General features: G+C 56.5%; 17 protein-coding genes and 5 pseudogenes. 9 read left to right on the top strand and 13 right to left on the bottom strand.

What is annotated here, in order from left to right:
• The first annotated feature begins 57 nt into the window (after positions 1-57).
• The 3 genes from BW974_RS16290 (at position 58) to BW974_RS16280 (ending at position 2,239) form a co-directional block, all read left to right on the top strand.
• Complete coding sequence (locus BW974_RS16290) at positions 58-570, top strand: MOSC domain-containing protein (RefSeq protein WP_076431288.1); 513 nt, start codon at positions 58-60, stop codon at positions 568-570.
• A gap of 422 nt (positions 571-992) precedes the next feature.
• On the top strand, positions 993-1,862 hold the full coding sequence (locus BW974_RS16285; RefSeq protein WP_076431287.1) for a ParA family protein: 870 nt from the start codon (positions 993-995) through the stop codon (positions 1,860-1,862).
• The gene (locus BW974_RS16280; RefSeq protein WP_076431286.1) at positions 1,859-2,239 is read left to right on the top strand and encodes a DUF7970 domain-containing protein; all 381 of its coding nucleotides are present in this window, start codon (positions 1,859-1,861) and stop codon (positions 2,237-2,239) included. Before BW974_RS16285 ends, BW974_RS16280 begins: the two co-directional genes overlap by 4 nt.
• A gap of 209 nt (positions 2,240-2,448) precedes the next feature.
• Here the strand turns inward: BW974_RS16280 and BW974_RS16275 are convergent, their stop codons facing one another.
• From BW974_RS16275 to BW974_RS16255, 5 genes and pseudogenes are all read right to left on the bottom strand, one after another.
• A complete protein-coding gene (locus tag BW974_RS16275; protein WP_245800155.1) occupies positions 2,449-2,619 on the bottom strand; it encodes a hypothetical protein in 171 nt (56 codons plus the stop codon).
• A 131-nt stretch (positions 2,620-2,750) separates the two neighbouring features.
• A pseudogene (locus tag BW974_RS16270) lies at positions 2,751-3,553 on the bottom strand (SDR family NAD(P)-dependent oxidoreductase).
• Positions 3,553-4,705: pseudogene (gene dgoD / locus BW974_RS16265) on the bottom strand (galactonate dehydratase). The pseudogenes BW974_RS16270 and dgoD overlap by 1 nt, the downstream one beginning before the upstream one ends.
• Positions 4,702-5,778, bottom strand: coding sequence for a hypothetical protein (locus tag BW974_RS16260; RefSeq protein WP_076431284.1), 1,077 nt, complete (start codon positions 5,776-5,778; stop codon positions 4,702-4,704). The pseudogene dgoD and the gene BW974_RS16260 overlap by 4 nt, the downstream one beginning before the upstream one ends.
• Complete coding sequence (locus BW974_RS16255; protein WP_076431283.1) at positions 5,718-6,332, bottom strand: glycoside hydrolase family 2 TIM barrel-domain containing protein; 615 nt, start codon at positions 6,330-6,332, stop codon at positions 5,718-5,720. Before BW974_RS16255 ends, BW974_RS16260 begins: the two co-directional genes overlap by 61 nt.
• Between BW974_RS16255 and BW974_RS16250 the strand changes: the two genes are divergently transcribed.
• Positions 6,294-6,716 (top strand): hypothetical protein, encoded by a 423-nt coding sequence (locus BW974_RS16250; RefSeq protein WP_139328900.1) that lies wholly within the window; start codon positions 6,294-6,296, stop codon positions 6,714-6,716. The genes BW974_RS16255 and BW974_RS16250 overlap by 39 nt on opposite strands.
• 117 nt (positions 6,717-6,833) lie before the next feature.
• Here the strand turns inward: BW974_RS16250 and BW974_RS16245 are convergent, their stop codons facing one another.
• From BW974_RS16245 to BW974_RS16230, 4 genes and pseudogenes are all read right to left on the bottom strand, one after another.
• The gene (locus BW974_RS16245) at positions 6,834-7,838 is read right to left on the bottom strand and encodes a DHH family phosphoesterase (protein ID WP_076431281.1); all 1,005 of its coding nucleotides are present in this window, start codon (positions 7,836-7,838) and stop codon (positions 6,834-6,836) included.
• Positions 7,839-7,960: 122 nt separating this feature from the next.
• Positions 7,961-8,641, bottom strand: a pseudogene (locus tag BW974_RS16240) (potassium channel family protein); the annotation flags it as partial.
• A gap of 132 nt (positions 8,642-8,773) precedes the next feature.
• Positions 8,774-10,105, bottom strand: a complete 1,332-nt coding sequence (locus BW974_RS16235; RefSeq protein WP_076431334.1) for a phenylacetate--CoA ligase family protein — start codon at positions 10,103-10,105, stop codon at positions 8,774-8,776.
• 409 nt (positions 10,106-10,514) lie between these two features.
• A complete protein-coding gene (locus BW974_RS16230) occupies positions 10,515-11,531 on the bottom strand; it encodes an NAD(P)-dependent alcohol dehydrogenase (RefSeq protein WP_217694345.1) in 1,017 nt (338 codons plus the stop codon).
• A gap of 210 nt (positions 11,532-11,741) precedes the next feature.
• Here BW974_RS16230 and BW974_RS25790 point away from each other — a divergent pair, with 210 nt between their 5' ends.
• Entirely contained in the window at positions 11,742-11,915 is a 174-nt protein-coding gene (locus tag BW974_RS25790; RefSeq protein WP_175609718.1) for a glycine zipper domain-containing protein, read from the top strand.
• A 77-nt stretch (positions 11,916-11,992) separates the two neighbouring features.
• Here the strand turns inward: BW974_RS25790 and BW974_RS16225 are convergent, their stop codons facing one another.
• Entirely contained in the window at positions 11,993-12,622 is a 630-nt protein-coding gene (locus BW974_RS16225; RefSeq protein WP_076431279.1) for a GNAT family N-acetyltransferase, read from the bottom strand.
• Between the two features lie 259 nt (positions 12,623-12,881).
• Here BW974_RS16225 and BW974_RS25785 point away from each other — a divergent pair, with 259 nt between their 5' ends.
• Entirely contained in the window at positions 12,882-13,055 is a 174-nt protein-coding gene (locus tag BW974_RS25785) for a hypothetical protein (RefSeq protein WP_175609717.1), read from the top strand.
• A 566-nt stretch (positions 13,056-13,621) separates the two neighbouring features.
• On the opposite strand, the pseudogene BW974_RS27215 reads toward BW974_RS25785, so the two are convergent.
• The 3 genes and pseudogenes from BW974_RS27215 to BW974_RS16215 form a co-directional block, all read right to left on the bottom strand.
• A pseudogene (locus BW974_RS27215) lies at positions 13,622-13,803 on the bottom strand (helix-turn-helix domain-containing protein); the annotation flags it as partial.
• Between the two features lie 31 nt (positions 13,804-13,834).
• The gene (locus BW974_RS16220; RefSeq protein WP_076431278.1) at positions 13,835-14,827 is read right to left on the bottom strand and encodes a cytochrome d ubiquinol oxidase subunit II; all 993 of its coding nucleotides are present in this window, start codon (positions 14,825-14,827) and stop codon (positions 13,835-13,837) included.
• Positions 14,820-16,268, bottom strand: a complete 1,449-nt coding sequence (locus tag BW974_RS16215; RefSeq protein ID WP_076431277.1) for a cytochrome ubiquinol oxidase subunit I — start codon at positions 16,266-16,268, stop codon at positions 14,820-14,822. The genes BW974_RS16220 and BW974_RS16215 overlap by 8 nt, the downstream gene beginning before the upstream one ends.
• An 895-nt stretch (positions 16,269-17,163) precedes the next feature.
• Between BW974_RS16215 and BW974_RS16205 the strand changes: the two genes are divergently transcribed.
• From BW974_RS16205 to BW974_RS16195, 3 genes and pseudogenes are all read left to right on the top strand, one after another.
• Positions 17,164-17,754 (top strand): DUF7342 family protein, encoded by a 591-nt coding sequence (locus BW974_RS16205; RefSeq protein ID WP_076431275.1) that lies wholly within the window; start codon positions 17,164-17,166, stop codon positions 17,752-17,754.
• Positions 17,755-17,757: 3 nt separating this feature from the next.
• Complete coding sequence (locus tag BW974_RS16200; RefSeq protein ID WP_076431274.1) at positions 17,758-18,240, top strand: toxin-antitoxin system TumE family protein; 483 nt, start codon at positions 17,758-17,760, stop codon at positions 18,238-18,240.
• A 76-nt stretch (positions 18,241-18,316) separates the two neighbouring features.
• Positions 18,317-18,833 (top strand): annotated as a pseudogene (locus tag BW974_RS16195) (transposase); the annotation flags it as partial.
• Positions 18,834-19,351: the final 518 nt, after the last annotated feature.

The following is a 19,351-nucleotide window of genomic DNA, read 5'->3' as shown; positions in this document are numbered from 1 at the left end:
AGCGGGTGCCCACAAACAGTGTGAGCCGTTATCTACGTCCGGGTCGAACGAACGAGTATGGCTCACGTCATCGATCTCTTTATCGCAGAGGCCGATTCCGAACCGATGCAGTCGGTCACGGATGTCCAAGCAGTCGCCAACAGGGGGCTTCGGGACGACCGCTATTTCAACGGAACGGGCTACTACTCGCCATACGATGTCTGTCAGGTAACGCTGATCGCTGGAGAAGCGATCGACGAAATCAATCGGGAGTCCGACCTCGACCTGAGGGCCGGTGAGCATCGGCGAAACATCGTTACGGACGGAATAGATGTCCACGAACTACTGAAACACCGATTCAGAATCGGTGACGCACTGCTCGAAGGAACGCGACCACGTCCACCCTGTGCGCATGTCGAACAGGTCAATGAGCAGGACGGCGTCGCTCGAGCGCTCAAAAGCGGCCGTGGTGGAATTTGTGCGGACGTGGTCGAATCCGGGCAGATCAGCGTCGGTGATTCGATTACCGAAATCGAGGCCATCGATAAGACCGGCAGTATCATCGACCGACTGCGGTCGAAGGCTCGGTGATGTGCTTGAACACGCGACGCTGGTAACACCGAACTGGTTGCTGTCCGTGTTTCAACCTATCTGGGGTGTTCCGAAACCGTGTCCGATTTCCGGGCGATACAGCCCCTACTGGCCATCTCGGTTGACAGTTCCCATCTACTCCCGAGTCCGGGTTTCCAAGATTGACGAAGAGTCGCTATCGATCTATACTGTGCTTTGAGTTCGGCTTCCGTAGGTGTTCTATTCAGACCGTTTAGTAACACCGTCCGGTATTACTGGATGGTTACCCCACGGATGTTCTTATTCGTGCTTGCTGACAATGCTGGTCAGTATTGCATTTCAGTATTACTAGTCAGAATTATTGGCCAGCATTACTGCCCAGTATTACTGTCCAGTTTGTCTGACGAGTATTTTTTATATCTTGCTTGTGATGGCATTTTCGTATGATTCCGTACACGGTTTGGTCAGAGGCAGGGGGCGTTGGCAAAACCACGCTTTCGCTCAACCTCGCGGCGGCACACGCGAGGCGCGGCCAGCGAGTCCTTGCTATCGATATGGATCCACAGGAGGGTGGACTCACTCACCACCTCGGCGCTGGGGAGAATCGCGCTGATGCCACTGTGGATAATCTCGTTCGGCACATGGTCGAGCGACCGAAGGGTGAGTTCGCCGACCTCGTCGTCACCGTTGACGAGAATCTCGACCTCGTTCCCGGCCACAATATGCTCGGGTCACTCGAGCAGAACCTCACGCGCGCGGCAGAGATGGAACAATCGATGCACGATGCAAACTATCGCTGGCCGAAAGAGAAGCAACTCCGTCGTGTGCTGTCCGACGCTGGTGTCCCCAGTGATTACGATGTTCTCATCATCGACCCACCGGCTACCGTCGGCCAGCACATCTACAACTCGATCTACGCAACGTCGAATTTGCTCATTCCGGCGGAACTCAGCGCAAAAGGAGAACAGAGTGTTGAGGGACTGCGAGACGTCGTGAACAATATCGAAGAAACACTCGGAGATATCGAAGTCGGTGTTCTTGGTGTCGTGCCGAACAAAGTCAGCGATACGAACGTCCAACAGTCAGTTTTCACTTCGCTCGAAGAACAGGACCTCCCGATTGCCCCCGTCTCGATTCGTGAACGTGGTTCGATGCTTGGCGAAGCATGGCAGAACCAAGTCAGCATTTTCGAACTCGCGGAAAGTGACGAGTTCCGTGACCTCCGTGACTACGAAACGGGGACTCTCGAAAAGTTCGACGAACTGGCCGCGTCCATTTCCGAGCAGTTCGCTACTCCGGAGGGTGTTGCATGAAGTCAGGTGCGTCGGATCCGTTTGCCGATGATACCGACGAACAGACCACGGAAAACGAACCGATGGAGTCCGCAGACAGTGTGAACGAAACTACTGATGAGGCAGTAACACCAGAGAGTAATACTCGTCAGTTTAACCGGTCAGACTTACCATACACACTCCGGCGGGAGAACGTCAAAGACGAGCGCGACAGCGTTCACCAACTGTTCGTTCTGGACTCGACGGACAGTCGCGCAAAGGATGCAGAGCGCGACCTAGAATCGATCATCGGCGACGACGTGTATCGGCTCGATGCTCGGGAAGCGATTTATCTCGCAGGGATGCAGAATCTCGACGAGGCCGCCGGTATCCTCCGTGAGTGGGGATACGATCTCTAAAATGCGTTTCAGCAGAACCTCGATAGAAATTGTCGTTGGATCGTACTCGAAAAATTGGCCGTTACTTTGTTCCCGAAGGGATTGAATCAAGGGCCACAATATCGGGCAACCTTCCTGCTGTATTTCCCTCGGTACTTCTGGAGGATACACTTCGAACATGGCGATACTGCAAAGGATCGTTATCGCGGTGAGGACTCCAATCGAAACTATCATCGATTTACGCGCCGCTGGCCCGCCCAGACGAAGCCGATTCCTACGAACGAATCGATCACGCCGATGACCGTCCACTGCACTGATTTCCCAGTGATCGGTTCGCAGTCCGCGACGCACATAACGAGAGCAATCTGGATGATTCCGAGGCCTTGGACAAAGCATACCATCCCCAAAAAACACCCGATGGCGCCGAGGATCGTCGATACAGTCACTTTCGCGTTCATGTTTCAGCACGACTCCCGACGTCTATCATTACTCTGAGATTTCGACGTGACCGAAGAGTCAAACCGCGCCTCGATCACTCGTCCCGCCGCTTTCGATAATCCGGGAGCGTGTCGTCCTGCATCACCGCGGTTCGACCGCCGTCCGCGAGGATGCTCGCGCCGGTGACGAACGCGGCATCGTTGCTCGCCAGAAACGCGACGACGCCCGCGATATCCGCGGGCGTGCCGAGACGACCGACCGGGTGATGGCTTCCAACTCGCGGCGACGCTCCGGGGACATGTCGTCGGTGGTTTTCCCGATGGCGACCCAGCCGGGATTGACCGTATTGACACGAATCTGCGGTCCGAAGTCGAGCGCCATCCCCCGGGTCATTCCGTTGATTCCCGCCTTTACCGCGTTGTACGGGAAGATGTCAGGCATCGTCTGAAACGCGTGATTCGAGGAAACGTTGACGATGGCCCCACGGTTCATGTATGGGAGTGCGTGTTTCGCACAGAGCCAGTACGACCGGAAGTCGGTTTCGAGGACGAACGCCCAATCATCGAGGGATGTATCGGCCGCGCTCGTCTCGGTTTCTACCCCGGCGTTGTTGACGAGGATGTCAACGCCACCGAACGTCTCGTTCGTCGCTTCGAACAGGGCGGCGATATCATCGGGGTCGCGCATGTCCGCGCGGACGAACTCGGCGACGCCGCCGTCCTCTCGGATGTCGGCGACGGTTCGCTTGCCGGCGGGACGGGTACGTCCCGTGACGACGACGTTTGCCCCTTCCGCGGCGAATCGTCGTGCCACACCGTCGCCGATGCCGCGTGTCGAACCGGTGACCACGGCGGTCTGGCCGTCGAACCGACCGGGAGTTGGTGTTTCGGACATCATCACCACTCCGCGACGGAACCGTCGTCCCGATGCCAGACCGGGTTGTGCCAATCGACCTCGTGTTCGGCACGCTCGTGAACCGTCTTTTCGTCGATACTGATCCCCAGACCGGGCGCTGTGGGGAGGTCTATGTACCCCTCGTGATAGTCGAACACGTCGGGGTCGGCGAGATAGTCCAGCACGTCGCTGGTCTCGTTGTAGTGGATATCGAGACTCTGTTCCTGAATGAGCGTGTTCGGTGAGCAGGCGTCGACTTGCACGCACGAAGCGAGCGCAATCGGGCCGAGCGGACAGTGCGGTGCGACCGCCACGTCGTAGGCCTCGGCCATCGCCGCGATCTTCTTCACCTCGGTGATACCGCCCGCGTGACTCAAGTCAGGTTGAATGATATCGACGGTACCGTCCTCAAACACCTCCTTGAAATCCCACCGCGAGTACATCCGCTCGCCCGTCGCGATGGGAGTCGTCGTGTGTTGTGCTATCTCGCCAAGCGCGTCGTTGTGTTCGGGTAAAACCGGCTCTTCAATGAAGAACGGGTCGTACGGTTCGAGCGCCTCGACCAACCGTTTGGCCATCGGCTTCGGGACGCGACCGTGGAAATCGACCCCGATGTCGACATCGGCCCCGACGGCATCGCGAACCTGCGAGAGTCGTTCGACGGCGTCGTCGACCGCCGCCGGGGTGTCGACTAGTCGCATCTCGGACGTCGCGTTCATCTTCAGCGCGGTGAATCCGGCCTCGACTTTCTCCCTGGCCGCTTGGCCGACGTCGGCTGGACGGTCGCCGCCGATCCACTGGTAGACGCGGCATACGATTGCGCGCCCGCCCACCGGGCAGTTCGTATACCGGCGCGTCGTACTGTTTCCCCTTTATGTCCCAGAGCGCCTGGTCGATACCGGCGATGGCGCTCATGAGTATTGGCCCGCCGCGGTAGAAACCGCCGCGGTACATCGTCTGCCAGTGGTTCTCGATGGGCAACGGGTCTTCGCCCAGCAGATAATTGTCGATCAGTTCTTCGACGGCGGCGCGAACCGTTTTCGCGCGCCCTTCGACGACCGGTTCGCCCCAGCCGACGATACCGTCGCTCGTGGTGACCTTCAGAAAGAGCCACCGCGGTGGTACTTCGAACAGTTCGTAATCGACGATTCTCATTCGTTTGTAACCCTTCCGATGACGTTACTCATAAGTGTCGTTGCTGTCGGATGGTTCCCGTACATATCCGTGATTCTAAACGTGCACGCCGTGATGGTTCCCGCACCGAACTGACGGGTCAGGAGCGGACTTCCCTTGTTGACGAGCCAGCCTTCGATGTAGCCGACGTGAACGTCGTCGGATTCCTCGATATCCGTCACGACTGCGTACGGATAGAGGTCGTCAAACGCCCAGCCCTGTCGCCGGTCGGTGACGATGTCATCCACCAGTTCGGAGTCGCTGTAAAACAACGAGGAGACGAGATTCCAGCTCTCGGTAGCGGGGAGTTCACGGAACTCGAATGGACTATCGTCGGACATCGTACCGTCCGAACCGGGGACGAGAAGGACGTTCCCTCCGTCCTCGGCGAACGCGCGAACGGAATCGTCCACTTCTGTGACGATGGCGACGTCGGTATCTTTGTTCAGTTCGTGCTGTGGGGCGATGCCGTTGTCCGCCGCCGCCACGTTGGGACTTATCGCACCACGTACGAGCGCCGTTACGCCGTCGTTCGCGGCCGATGTCCCTTCGAGAACCCAGAGTCGTTCCGTCGTCGTGACCGTCTCGGTCGGCGTTTCGAGCGTCGCGGTCACCTCGTCCGAGGAGCCGCTCGTGCCGGACGTGCTGATGGTGAAAGCGTCGGTAATACGCTCGATGCGTGCACCATCGACGCCGATAGTCATCGTTCCGGCGTCGTCGAACGCCTCCCACGAGATGTCGGCTTCGATGTGGTCGGCGGTGTCATTGACGACGACAACGTCAATGGGAATCTCGTCGCCGCTCCACGCGGTTCTGGCGTGCGGTTCGAGCCGGAACATCACCGGGGCGTTCACCGACGCGAAGTCGTCACAGAACGCCTTCTCCTCGCGATAGTAGTCGAGGAGTCCGTTGAACTCCCATTCGATGTCCGAAAACTCGGTGATAACGTAGCCGCGGATATCCTCTCGGGTACGCATCTGTCCGATAACGTCCGCTACCGAGACGAACTCGCGGTCCTGCCAAACGGCCGCGAGGTCTTCGTAGTCGTCGAACACCGACGAGAGAAACGATTCTCGAACCGGTCGTCCACGCCGGCCGGTCGCTTGATGGGGTCGTCGAAGAAGTCGTGATCGAACCACGACGGTTCGCCGCCGTAGCGGTCACGAAACCAGTCCACGTCGAAGAGACCCCAGGTACCGAACTCCGAGATGACGATGGGAGACTCGTCGGGGTTGGTCTCGGTGGCGCCGTAGTTGTCCGCGGGATGCGCGATGATGTGGTTTAGGTCGTCGCCCCACGCGTCGGCGCGATCCGGACTGACGAAGTAGCGGTGGTAGTCGTTGATATCCGTGGCGACGTGCGCCCACCCCGAGTTGTCACAGATGGGCCGCGTCGAGTCGCACTCGCGGACGGTTTCGTACAGTTCCGCGAGGTATTGCTGTTTTTCCTCGTCGGTCCACAGCGATTCTTCGGCCTCCTCGTAGTGACCGCCGATACCCCACTCTTCGTTGTAGAGGCTCCACACGACGACGCTCGGAGAGTTGTAGTCGCGCTCGATGAGTTCCCGTATTTGGTCACGAACCTCGCGCTTGGAGCGCTCGGTGTACACCGAGGGGTTCGCCGGTTCCTCCCAGACGAGGATACCGAGTCGGTCGGCCGCCTCGACAAAGTCGGGGTGGGCGGGCTTGATGTGCTTTCAGAGCATGTTGAACCCGAGCCGTTTCGCGAGCCGAATCTCGCGCTCGAACAGACCATCCTCGAATGGACGATACACAACAAACTCGCTGCAGCACAACCAACAATTCGGATAAAACACGAATTCATTGATCCGACGAGTGTGTCGAATCGACTCCTCCCCACGACGCAGAGAGAAGCCGGAGTTCGGGAAGTCGCCGGACGGCTGGCGGATAATTGGGCGCTACCGGAGAGGCGGTCGAATCGGCTCTCACCGGTGCGAGTAGACAGGGTGATAGCGTGGGAATCCGATGATTGACACAGACGAGCATGACCAATAGACTAGTGACTAATTATTGGAAGTCTATATCAAAGTCCAACCTCAAGAAGCGGGGTGTGTATGCACCGAGGGAGTAAGGTAGCGTTTGGTTTTCCATTATTCTTCATCTAAATTAAGTGTCCCGAAAAACCGGCTTGCGACAACCTTGAATAATTGTTCTTCGATCTCTACATTTTTATTACTACTCTCCGCAAAGATACCGAGGGGTAACTGACCGCCCGCCCGATCAGGATGGCCCCCAGCTGATCCATATGAACCAAATGACTGTTTAATTATATTACCGATATCGATCCGTGGATCGAACGATTGGGCACTCAATCGAAGATGGCCATCGACAATCCCCATCACGAGAACGGTTCGAACTCCCTCAAGTCGAAGGAGATAATCTGCTGCCTGCGGAAGTGAACCACTTTCAGTGGTTCTTCCAATACTCGAAACAAGTGTTGAACTGTGCTTTTCTCGGTGATTTATGGCCCGTCCAATCGCATCGAGCGTCGATGGTGTGAGTGACGATCCGTATACTTCTTCAATCAGGTCGATATCGGCAGCCGGATAAAGCACTGTTGCTGCTTCATACTCTGCGAGCGTGGGGTACCGGACGTGATCAAGCCGCTCGTGATGAATTGCAAAGAGAAGTGCGGACATGATGGGGGTTGACGGAGACCACTCTTGTTCAGTAATGTACTCGGTGAGGATTGTTGAGGTCGTTCCGTAATCAGCACGACTATCGACAAATGTTGCTTCTGAGCTATTTTCTATGTCTTGAGTATCAATAATAAAACTAATCGGTATATCATCCGGAATATCTACCTGCTTACCAGAAACGGCATGATCAATTAATGCAATACAATCATATTCTCTGAGATTTTCTTCTTGAATTCGTTCGAGTGATATCTCGAAAACGTTGATAAAGGAACGAATTTCTTGATGAGTAATCTCCCCCTCGTAAAAAATTGTAGCCTGGTCAACTTCTGCCTGCTCTGCAATCCATTGGAAAGCAAATGCGCTTGCAAGACAATCTGGATCTGGTTGATAATGACACACAATTGCTACTGAATCAACATCTTTCAAACGTGAGTATAGTTCGTCTGACTTCCCCATACTGTCCACTACGTTAAGAGAGAATACAAAGATACCGCAGATACTGCTTTTTTATGATCGTGACATGCCTCAAGACTTGATCTCAAAACATTCAGTCGATACTGTTCTCTAAGAGATCGGTGTTAAACATACATCTCAGGATGACACAGTTCAATTGCGTCATCAACGGCTCGACTTTGTCCAACGAAGATGAGGTGATCTCCATGGCGGAGTGTGAGCTCAGGGGTTGGAATTTGCGATTCACCATCTCGGCTTACAAGTGCAATTAACACGCCATCTGGTAGACTTTGGCCAAGTTCCTTGATGGTTTTTCCACTGAGATTTTCATCAGTGATTTCGATCTCCTGCACATCACCGTTTCGCTCAATTTCGGACATCCACTCTGAGAGTGCTGGTCGCTCGACTGCATTGTCCATGGCCTGTACAATCGAGTCGTTGGCCGAAATCGATTGAACACCAAGATCTTCAAATACCTCAACATTTTGGGGTGTATTTACACAAGCAATTACGGTCTCGACATTGAACTTCAAATTTGAAAGTTGCGAGACAAGTAGGTTCACATCATCATCTGCAGTTGCTGCAGCAATAATTTTGGCATTCTCTGCGCCTGCCGCCCGTAACGCATCAATATTTGTCCCATTATCTTGATGGACTGTAAATCCAGCATCACGTGCGATTTCAACTGCTTGTTGATCTTGTTCGATAAGGACGACATTTTCACCACGATTCTCCAGTCGTTCGGCGAGGCCACGACCAACGCGACCGCCGCCAACTATGATTACACGCATTGGAATCACATTAAGCAGTATGTTCAAAAGTTGAGACTGGGATTCTCAATGCATGCGGTCCTCGAATATCTTCGTGGTTGAGCATGACCTCCTCGTTGACTCACTCAGCAACATCGAATGCCCAAGACGGCGACTGAGCGGAGTGAGTTACTTCTCCAATTCTGACCAGACGTGCCGGAATTTCCCACTTCGTTTCTCCCGTTGTGGGGTCTCGGATGCTGCTTCGACGGTTATGCGGCTAATCCCATGATCACGAAGGAACGACTGGAGCTCCCGCTCGATATGCTTCCAGACCTCCTCCTCGGTTGCATCAGCGGTGACAGCAAAGCGGACCTGCAGTGTTGTGGGGGCTGTGCGGATAATCTGGGTTCGATGGACACCCGGGACTTCTTCGACGACGCTCGAGAGTGCGAGTGGGAAAATCGGGACCTCCTCTCCCTCGTCGGTTTCGAACTGGAGGACGTCCCCTTGCCGTCCGCCGACTTCCATAATGGGGAATTCGCTCCCGCATGGACACCGCTCTTCGTACAGCGTGATACTATCCCCGAGATCGTACCGAACGAGCGGTTGCACTCTATTCGAGAGACTCGTGACGAGGACGGTGTCCGACGGCGTCCCTGGTTCGACCGGTTGATAGTCCTCGTCGACCGGTTCGAGTACGACCCAGTCGGTGTTGGCGTGGAGATTTCCGTGTTCGCACTCGACGGCGATCGGGACGAATTCCGTCGCCCCGTAGAGTTCTCGGACGATACAATCGAAGGTGTCCCGGAGCAGTCGCTTTTGGGTCGCAGAGATGGGTTCTGCCGTGGGAAGAAGGAGTGCCGGACTGATATCGAGGCGTCCGTCTTGCTGGGCTTGCGCCAGTTCGACGAGAACGGTCGAGTAGCCTTCGAGGATGGCGGGCTGGTACTGGTTCAAAGCGACGATCAGGTCGTCGATCGGGCTTTTCGGGGAAAAGAGTTGGAGGCGACGCTCTCCATAAATCGATTCTCGACGCATCATCTCGAGGCCGGCCGCACCGGCGAAGTGCCCGCCCGAGACAGCGACGAGTCCGATGTGGAGATTCTGTGTGAGGATTCTGGAGAGTGGCGAAATCCCGACCAATGCGGGCACGATCCACCGATCGCCCAGCACGTCTGAAATGGTCAATGCGGTCTCATCCTGGACGAATACCCCCGGTTCCCCTGTCGTCCCGGACGTCGTCCAGACTGGATACTTTCCGAGGTAGCGCTCGCCGATCTTCGTCTCGTCAGCGACGAACTCGTCGATCTCGTTTTTGATTATTGCCGTGTCCGTGACGACATCGTCGAAGTGCTCCATCAACATCGGCTTCGTCACTGGTGGGTACTGTGTGAGGTCGGTACTGCCCTCGGGCACGTCTGCGTAGTGTTGCTTATAGAACCGTGACTGTCGTCGGACGAACGAGAGCAGCTTAGCGAGCCGTCGTCGCTGCCGAGCCTCTATCTCTTCACGGGTCACTCCTCTGGCACGCCATACGTCAAGCGTGATCTTTCCTCTCTCGAACGGATTCATCGGACTGGTGGTGAAGCGCGGGACAATTCTTCCGACTTCCCTCACTCGCGGTCCCTGTACAGTTCGTGCCGAACTGACTTTGTAATTGGCCCGCAGAGCCAGCGGTCACCCAACGTTTCTCATTCGTCAGCCGACGAGCGTCACCTCAATCACGCTCCCGACGCAGTAGGCTATCCTCGGTGACTCCTTGTCTCGGGGAACTGTATGTCTCGCCGAGATGAACTCCTACTGCGAACTTCCCTTCCCCCTTGGCGGAGTACAATCGAGCTGGCGGTCGTCTAGACCTCTTCGGGTGGACTCCTCAACGGCTCACACGATGCGTTCGGTGGCCTCGACTCATTTGAGATTTGGCTGGTCAATCGATCGTAACCACGGCCGTCCCGCGCTTGTGCCCGGTGTCGACGTAGCGGTGTGCCTCGACGATCTCCGCTACCGGATATCGCCGTCCGATTACCGAGCGGATCACCCCGGAGTCGAGGAGTTTTCGTAACTCTCCGAGGTATTTTTTCCGCACACCAGCTGGCTTCATCCCCGTGGGTGCGAAGACAGCTCGCTTGTCGCCGACAAGCCTCGTCCGGGCCATCTCGAGAAGGATCCTTACCGAAGGGACGGTCGTCATATACAGCCCGCCCGGGTTCAGCGCGTTCTCGAACTGCGCGAACGACCCCTTGCCGACGGCGTCGAATATCACGTCGTACGTCCCGCCCGTCTTGGCGGCGTCGGTGGTCGTGTAGTCGACGACCGTGTCGGCGCCGAGCGATCGCACGAGGTCGACGTTCTTGGTGCTGCAGACGCCAGTAACCTCGGCGCCGAAGTGGGTGGCGAGCTGGACGGCGAACGTCCCGATGCCGCCCGAAGCGCCGTTGACGAGGATGAACTGGCCGGGCTGGAGGTCGGCCACGTCCCGGAGGAACAGCAATGCCGTGAGGCCGTTGTCGGCGACGGCGGCGGCCTCGGCGTCGCTCACGCCTGCGGGCGTCAGTTCGAGCGTTCCATCCTCAGGGACGCAGACGTACTCGGCGTGCGCACCCGACTCGGGCGCGGTCGTTCCAAACACCCGGTCGCCGACGCCAAAACGCGTGACGTCCCTACCGACGGCCGCGATGTTCCCGGCGAACGCGTCGCCCGGGATGGACGTGGGCCGTCGGAGGCCACTGAAAAAGCGAACGGGGAACGGTCGTCCCTCGCGCATGGCCGAGTTGGCCGGGCCAACGGTGGACGCGCGGACGCGGATCAGGACTTCGTCGGACTCCGGAGTGGGTTTCGGCGCCGAGTAGAGCCGGAGAACCTCCGGGCCGCCGTACTCTTTGGCCGCTACGGCTTTCATTCTCGTGTCGGTCCTGGTCGTTCGTTCGGTGGCAGTCGTCGGCATCTCGAAGGAGAAGTAGGGCAGCGAGTAACGTAAGCTGAGTGCTCGGTACGAGGATTGATGTGCTCGGAGTCGGGGGATCTGGCTCTGTTGAAATTGACTCTGTTGAAATCATATAGGTTCGAAACCTCTCCCGCTGAAACAGCCGCTATGTAGGACTGCATCCCGAGGAGTGTCGGCAAAATTATACTACGAAAACACGTTCTCCATTCTATGAGTCAGGACGAGAGCGACACTAGAGATGCAAATGAGGCAGTTGGTGTCGGAATCGGCATCGGCCTCCCGGTTGGCGTGGCACTCGGACTCGTCTTCGATAATCTCGCACTGGGGATAGCGATCGGCCTGGCTATCGGGGCCGCAATTTCCGCCGGATTGTATTATCGATAAGGGCAACAAAACCCCTCGCATCGATATCGACACAAGATGGCTTTGACGAACAAGACGCTGCCGGACACATCGCCTCCCTATCGTCCGTCTGTAACCAGATAACCACTCGTTTCGTCCGCCGATACGTTTTCGCGCCACTGTGACTTCGAGATGCTGTACAGGTGCAGATCCCGGGGCCCGCCGAAGTCGCCAGCAGGGAGTCCGTTCCGGAGGACTCCGTCGAACTGCCCCCCGTAGGTCTCGACGTACTTCCCGATGGACCGTTTCGACTGGTCGTTCTCGGGTTCGTGTTCAATGCTCACGAGATCAAGGTCGAGTCGGTCGAAGGCAACGTACAACATCGCACCTGCTCGTTCATCCGAATAGCCACGCCCCCAGAACGGCTCTCGAATCCAGACACCGAACGACACTTTTCGTTTCTCCCATTCGAGCCACAGTTCGCTGACGCCAACGAACTCGCCGCCATCTTTTTTATGGATTGCGTAGGTTGCCCGGTCACTGGATTCCCATGCGTCGCGACTTTCCGCAAGCGCTTCTACCGTCTCCTTTGGTGTTGCGTGTGGCCGTTCCCGCAGCAAGCGCAGCACGGCGTCCAGTTCTCCGGAGCGGTGGTACTCGTACAGGTCGAGGGCGTCGACCGACTCATGGAGCGGTTCGTATCGGAGTCGTTCGCTTTCAATGGACACAGGGAAGAGGTTCGAGGACATGGACACGAAACGAGGTAGGGAGGCTTATCACTAGCGAATGAATCCGATATAGCGGTCATGCGATAACGACGGGACGCTCCTCACAATCCATCAGGATGAAATCTCTCCTCTACCATTTCTAAATCATATTGCTCAGACTCACATTTGGCTACTAAACAAGCAACCGATAGGACTAACAAACCTACAACGCACCTATTCTCAATGAGCACGTCGGACGATCAACCATCGTGGCAACTCGGATTTGTTGGTTTTTTATATTATGGGCTTCTCGGCATTTGCCCGGCACGAACCACTTGCGTTATTCTTCTTCAGTTTCTTCGGCATATTTACCTACTTCCGCTACTGGTGGGAACCGCTGAAATATCTCGGCGTTCTGGGCGTCGTGGGCGTCCTCGTCGGCCTCATCGGCGTCGCGGGAATCATTCAGGTCTGAGACGGTCACTCGGCTCGACGACATTCGAGACCCGCTCGAAGCGACACGCGACAGCGCTGGACCGCGTGGATTTCGCCTTCGAACCCTCCCACACCCCTCCACCGGTCTGTAACAGCCATCGTACCCGTAACAGACGCGCCCGTTGCCAATAACGGTTGAAGCGGCCTTATTGCTATTCTCAGCTAGTAGATTTCAGCGGCCGTGCTGGACGCGACGCACGAATTGACCGACGGATACGAGCAGTCACCGATCGTGACGGCCGACAATACGCTCACTCTGCTGAAGAAGGAGACCGGAATCGGGTAGATAGCCGGTCAGTCCGGGCTAACGCCGATTTTCTGAGTGGCAACGCTGTCGGCAATCTCAGAAATTCATGGATATAGTTGAGAGTATGATAGGAGAGTCCGCTTGAGAGGCGATGCGAAGCAGTTTCTGATCGCGGATTCGGCTGAAATCACGCATCACAGGATCGCTATCCCCAGTGTAGTCTCAACTCCCCAGTATATTCAGAAGTTGAGACTGGCCGTCTGAATGCATATGGAACTGTCTTCCTTCGATGGCCCCAGCTAGAGTGTCTGCTCGACAAACTGCGACACAATGCGGTCCTCGGCAGTCCGAAGCCGATACGCTCTGTCGCGTTCCAGTTGCCGGCACTGGTGATGTGTGACATCAAGAGTGATACACTATCGCGAGGATGTGATTCCATCATATCGTACACATCCCCGATCGGAGAGTCACCAGTACTGAGCGGAGAATGGAACGACGAGAGGTTGGTGGGGTTACCCCCCGTAGCCCTCACCCTCGATTGGGCCGCTAAACACGCCGTAGAGGAACTTGAAGTACCACAGTACCAGCAGGACCAGAAACCCGAGGACGGTCACGAGGTTCAGCGCTAATGGCGACACGACCGCTTCTCTAACCAACAGCCCGGTCGGCGGATAAATCGTCGGGTACAGCAGAATTGCGACCAAGATCGTCAACAGTGTGGGCAGCGCCAGCGCGCTCGCGAGCCAAGCTCGGTACCGGCCGCGTCTGGCCAGTACGCTCCCGCCCAGCCCGACGGCGACCGAGAGAGCGACGACTGCAGCGACGGGCAGCGAGAGCACCGCGTCGGCAGCGCCGCCCGCATCGGTCAGAACGACGGTTCCCAGCAGCACGACCACACCGCCAAGGTACGCCAGTGTCGCACCGATGCCGTACGCTCGCAGTTCCGATGCCAGACCGGGCTCGGTCTTGGCTGCGAGGAACGCCGCCCCCGTGACTATCGAGACGGCGACCAGGCCGACGCTAGTCAACGCCACTGGTAGCGTCGCCCCGCCGAACAGCCAGCGACCCGCGAGCATCCCCAACAGGAGCGGCGCGAACACGCTCCCGCCGATGAACGCGTAGTCGGTGTAGCGCTTCCAGCGCTCGTCGTCGCGCTGCTCGCGGAGTTCCGGACCGAGGCCGCGGAACACCAACGCGACGACGAACCCGAGCGCGAGCAGATAGTTGTCCGCCAGCAGGCGCGAGTACACGCGCGGGAACGCCGCTAGCAGCATCGTCCCGAAGGCGACGATCCACACCTCGTTCGCGTCCCAGACCGGTCCGAACGCCGCCAGGAACGTCTCCCGCTCGCGTTCGTCCGTCCGGGTCGCGTAAAGCATCCCGATACCGAAGTCGAACCCGTCGAGGACGACGTACATCCCCAACGCGAACAGCACGGCGCCGAACCAGATCTCCGGCAGCGATTCTACGAGGTACGCGTCGACGGGCAACAGCGGGTCAGTCATCGCTACTCACCCACGGAATCGGGTCGTGCCAGCGGCCACCACTCGACTCTCGGACGCCGAGTGACCGGAGTTCCTCCCGGATCAGCCACTTCAGGATGTACAGCGCAGTCAGCATCAGCCCGACGTAGAGCACGACGAACCCGACCAGGGTCAGTGTCGCCTCGGCCCCGGTGAGCGTCGATGACACCGCCTCGCTCGTCTTGAGTTCGCCCTGGATGACCCACGGCTGCCGGCCGATCTCGGTGACGTACCAGCCGGTGAGCAACGCAGCGTAGCCGAACGGCGATGCAGCGATCATCGCCTTCAGGTAGCGTGTGCTGTCGGCCAACCGGCCTCGGTACGTGAGGATCCCGCCCCAGAGCGCGAGCCCGATGAACAGGAACCCGAGCCCGACCATGAAACGGAACGACCAGAACACGAGTGCTACGGGGGGGTTCTCCTCGTACTCGTTCAGTCCGATGACCTCGGCGTCGAAGTCCCCGCCACTGGCGAGGAACGACCCGACTGCGGGAAGGCTCACGGTGACGAGGTTCTCGGCTCGCGGGTCGGTGAGTGCCTCAGGTGACTTCGGAAACGCGAGCAGGTGTAGGTCGGCCTGCCCCGTCTCGTAGTGAGCCTCCATCGCGGCAAACTTCTGTGGCTGGGTGTCCTCGACGTGGCGGCCGTAGGCATCGCCGTGGACCGCTTGGAACGGTGCGGAGATGATCAGGAGTACGACAGCCAGCTTGAGTGCGGTGTTCCAGGCTTCAGTGTCGGGATTTTTCCAGACGATATACGCCGAGACGCCCGCGACCAGCAGTGCGACCGAGATCACCGACGCGTTCATCATATGGACATACATCCAGGGCATTCGCGGGGTGAGGAACGCGGCGAACGGATCGGTTAGTTTGGCGACTTCCATCCCGTTGCGGGTGACCATCTCGTAGCCCCGTGGGGTCTGCATCCAAGCGTTGACGATCAGGATCCAGAACCCCGACAGCCAGGCGCCAAAGCCGACGAGCACCGACGAGATGACGTATGTTCGGTCCTCAACACGGTCGCGGCCGTACAGCAACACGCCGAGGAAGACGGCCTCTAAGAAGAACGCCATCTTCGCTTCGAAGGCCAGCGGGCCGCCGATCAATTCACCGGCTACCTCGGCGAACTGTGGGAAGTTCGTGCCGAACTGGAAGCTCATCGGAATCCCGGTGACTGTACCCATCACGAAGCCGGCGGCGAAAACCTTCACCCAGAACGAGCGCAATCGCGCATACCGCTGCTCGTTCGTCCGCACGTCTTTCCAAGTAAAGTAGATAATAAACGGTGCGAGCCCGATCGAAAGGGACGCGAAGATGATGTGAACGGAGATTGTCCATCCGAACTGCATCCGGCTCGCGAGTTCCGGAGAGAGGAACGTCGCCCATACTGGGTCGACGGCACTCAGTAGTGTGATTGGACTCATTCACCCTACGCTACGGCACAATAGCTTATGAGTAGCCCAACGGTTCACACTTTGGAGCATTCACCACAACAGTTTTTATTACTAGATACGTACTTTTTGTACACCTCTGAGAAATTCAATTTCCCATCTGTCAACTTCAGTTTGGCAAACGCTAAAGGGACGGAATTGGTCGTGTAGAGGCGACGATACCCGATATTATGGCGAGGAAATCAGTCTCAGTCGGAATAACTGCTAGATGTAGATTCTAGGTCGCTATCAAGAACAGCTACTGTCGATTTCGAGACCTACAATTGCTACACCGGATCATCGGACTACGAGATGGAATCGCTGGTGCGAGTGTTCTTGCTGACAGAACTCCACGGCGGGGTATATGAAAACCGCTTGTCGAATATCTCGATCAGCATCCGTTACTTTGCGATCAAATTGATTTCGAGAGCGGTTGGCAGCGAATGAAGGTGGTCGAAGCTTCGCCTACGACTCACAGCGAGACCGAACACCACTAGAACGCACTCATCGCAAGCATATTCGGAATCTCTCCGTCAAACGGATTCGCGAAATGTATCGCCAGGCCCTCAACCGACTTCTAAATCGGCTAGACCTGTGTTTTGACGCGGTGAACGCCAGTCGATGAGTCTCAGATTTGGCTCGAACAACCGGTATGTTGCGAATATATTAGCATAGTATCTAGAACCGATTTCCATAGGTCACCGTGTGGGAGGGTGGATTAGCTAAAATCGTGCATTCTGGGTACGTTACTTTTGTGTAGTCTTATCTTCCACAGTTCACATAGTTGAGACCATCACCCTCAATGCATACGCGTTGAACAAACATGCGAACTAAGGGAAGAATACTACTCTACCAAAGAACTATACTCCTCTGACTCGTTGGTGAAGACATGACCGACAAAATTCCACCGGACGAATTCAAGGACGTCAACGAAGCAGTCAGCGACGAGTGGGAGTCGGAGACGACTCCCTACGAGCGCATTCGCCACGTTGTCGCCCACACCTATTCGCCTGTGTCAGCTGATACTGTCGCCGACGACGCGCGGACCTCACCAAAGACGGCACGGAAGCATCTGAACACACTCGCTGACGAGGGATTTGTCGTCACCGCAACAGGAGAACACGGCGGGACGACCTATCGGCGATCCTCGGAGTCGCTCGTCGTCGAGCAGGCTGCAAACATCCTTCAACACGTCTCGACCGACGAACTCGTCACACGCATCGCGGAGATGCGTGATCGGCTTAACAATTACCGGTCGGAATACGGCGTCGACTCACCCGAGGAGGTAACCATCGAGCAGACAAATCAAATCCTCTCCGAGACCGACTCCAGCCAGTCCGAAATAGACACTGAAACGCTTCAGGACTGGCAGACGACGCGCCGAAATCTCGCATTCGCGAACGCTGCACTTTCGATTGCGAACGCCGAACGGTTTGTTAACGGCGACGCACGAACAACTGACGAAAGTGTTTCCGTCTAACCGATGGTGGAGAACCCCGAGACAGACGAGTTCCACTCGTTACGAGGGCCGATCGATCGGCCAGTGCTCCTCACAATTCGTGATATCATTGAGAGAGGAGAGCCACTCGCAGCACCATCGCTAGATGACTATCTCAATCCGACGGTTCTGGAAGTCCTACTCGATGACGGACTCTGTCGTGCCGAATCCGCCCGGATTGACGTTCAGTGGACGACCCAAGCAGACTACAAATTTCACTACACAGACTCTGGCGGTGTGAACTTCCGCTGGGGTAAACATCCACATGACGGCGACTACATCCATGTCCCTGGACGTGGGCACTACCACCCGCCTCCTGATGCCACCTCTGATCCTGACGAAGTTGAAGAGTCCTGCATCAAGCAGTCTGCCGAAGCACTCGTTACTCGTGCTGTTCTCAAACTCTGGCGTGTTGCCTATCATGCAGACTCCTACAAGCCACTGAACACCGCGAGTAACCCACCATAGGAAGTTAGCTCTCGGAGAGGCTCCATTTCTGGCTGACTTAGTGCTGTTGTAGAGACCTTGAGATCATCAGTACGGAGAGAGCACAGGCGAATACGCCTTTCAGTGGGCAACGATCCAGCTCGTCGGTAATACCGTACCAATCGTATTGAATGCAGACGAGCGAGCAAGCCCAAGCACAGCGGTTGCTGCAGTGGGATCAGGATCGGTATGTGATAAACCGGAACCTTCTGCTAAACGACGATGAAAGGCACGAAACAACACTGATCTACCGACGCAGGGACAACTCCGAGTGTACGGATTATCGTCAGTATTCGGTAATCATGACGAACTGGAATCCGAGGCTGTTGGGCGAGTATGCGTACCGCTGGTAGATTGAGAGTGGCTACAAGAGCGTCAAACGGTTCATGGCTGCCACCACGTCGAAGAATTTTGTGCTGCGGTTTTTCTACTTCGCGTTTGCCTGCTTGCTGTACTCAATTTGGCGTGCTGTTGATCTGCTGGTGCAGATCGATGTGACCGGTGAGTACGAACAATCACCGATTGTGACGGCAAACACAGTCCTCACGCTACAGAAGCGGACTGGAATCGGCTAGGAACCCTGTTTCAGAGCCATGAACGCCAGGTGAGCAGCGGCGGCTCTGGTTCGAATCGTCGTTAGTTTGCCCAATAGTTAGAAAATTGAGTAGAGCTGGCTTCTATGGTTCAGTTTGAGACGTTTGCAAAGGAGTGAATTGCCCAAAATCGTGCATTCTGAGGTCTCTATACTCACTGTAGTCTCATCTTCCAAGTATGTTCGTTTGATATAGCAACATATGATTTATAGATATCTGGTCGACTATTATCGTACGAAAGAGAGCTTGTAACCTCAATCTACACTGGAAGTGGTGGTGTCTCATCCACTTCTCCATTTTTTACTAAGCGGAAGTGGAATTGGCCGGGTCGCCGCCCTCGACGAAGTCCGAAACCTATCTCGAAAGAGTGGAAGCTGCTTCTCTGCTGAAATTCTGGCGCTGGCATTACTCTCGGAAAGGATCATCCCTAGAGAATTCCCGGGCTGTTCCCCAGAGGGCGGCCAAGTTACTCGGAAGAGTAGTTGATGGGGTGTTTTTCC

The organism is Haladaptatus litoreus, assembly GCF_900156425.1.
Lineage (GTDB): Archaea > Halobacteriota > Halobacteria > Halobacteriales > Haladaptataceae > Haladaptatus > Haladaptatus litoreus.
Note: the sequence above shows the minus strand (reverse complement) of the source record. Positions and strands in the feature narration are given on the sequence as shown.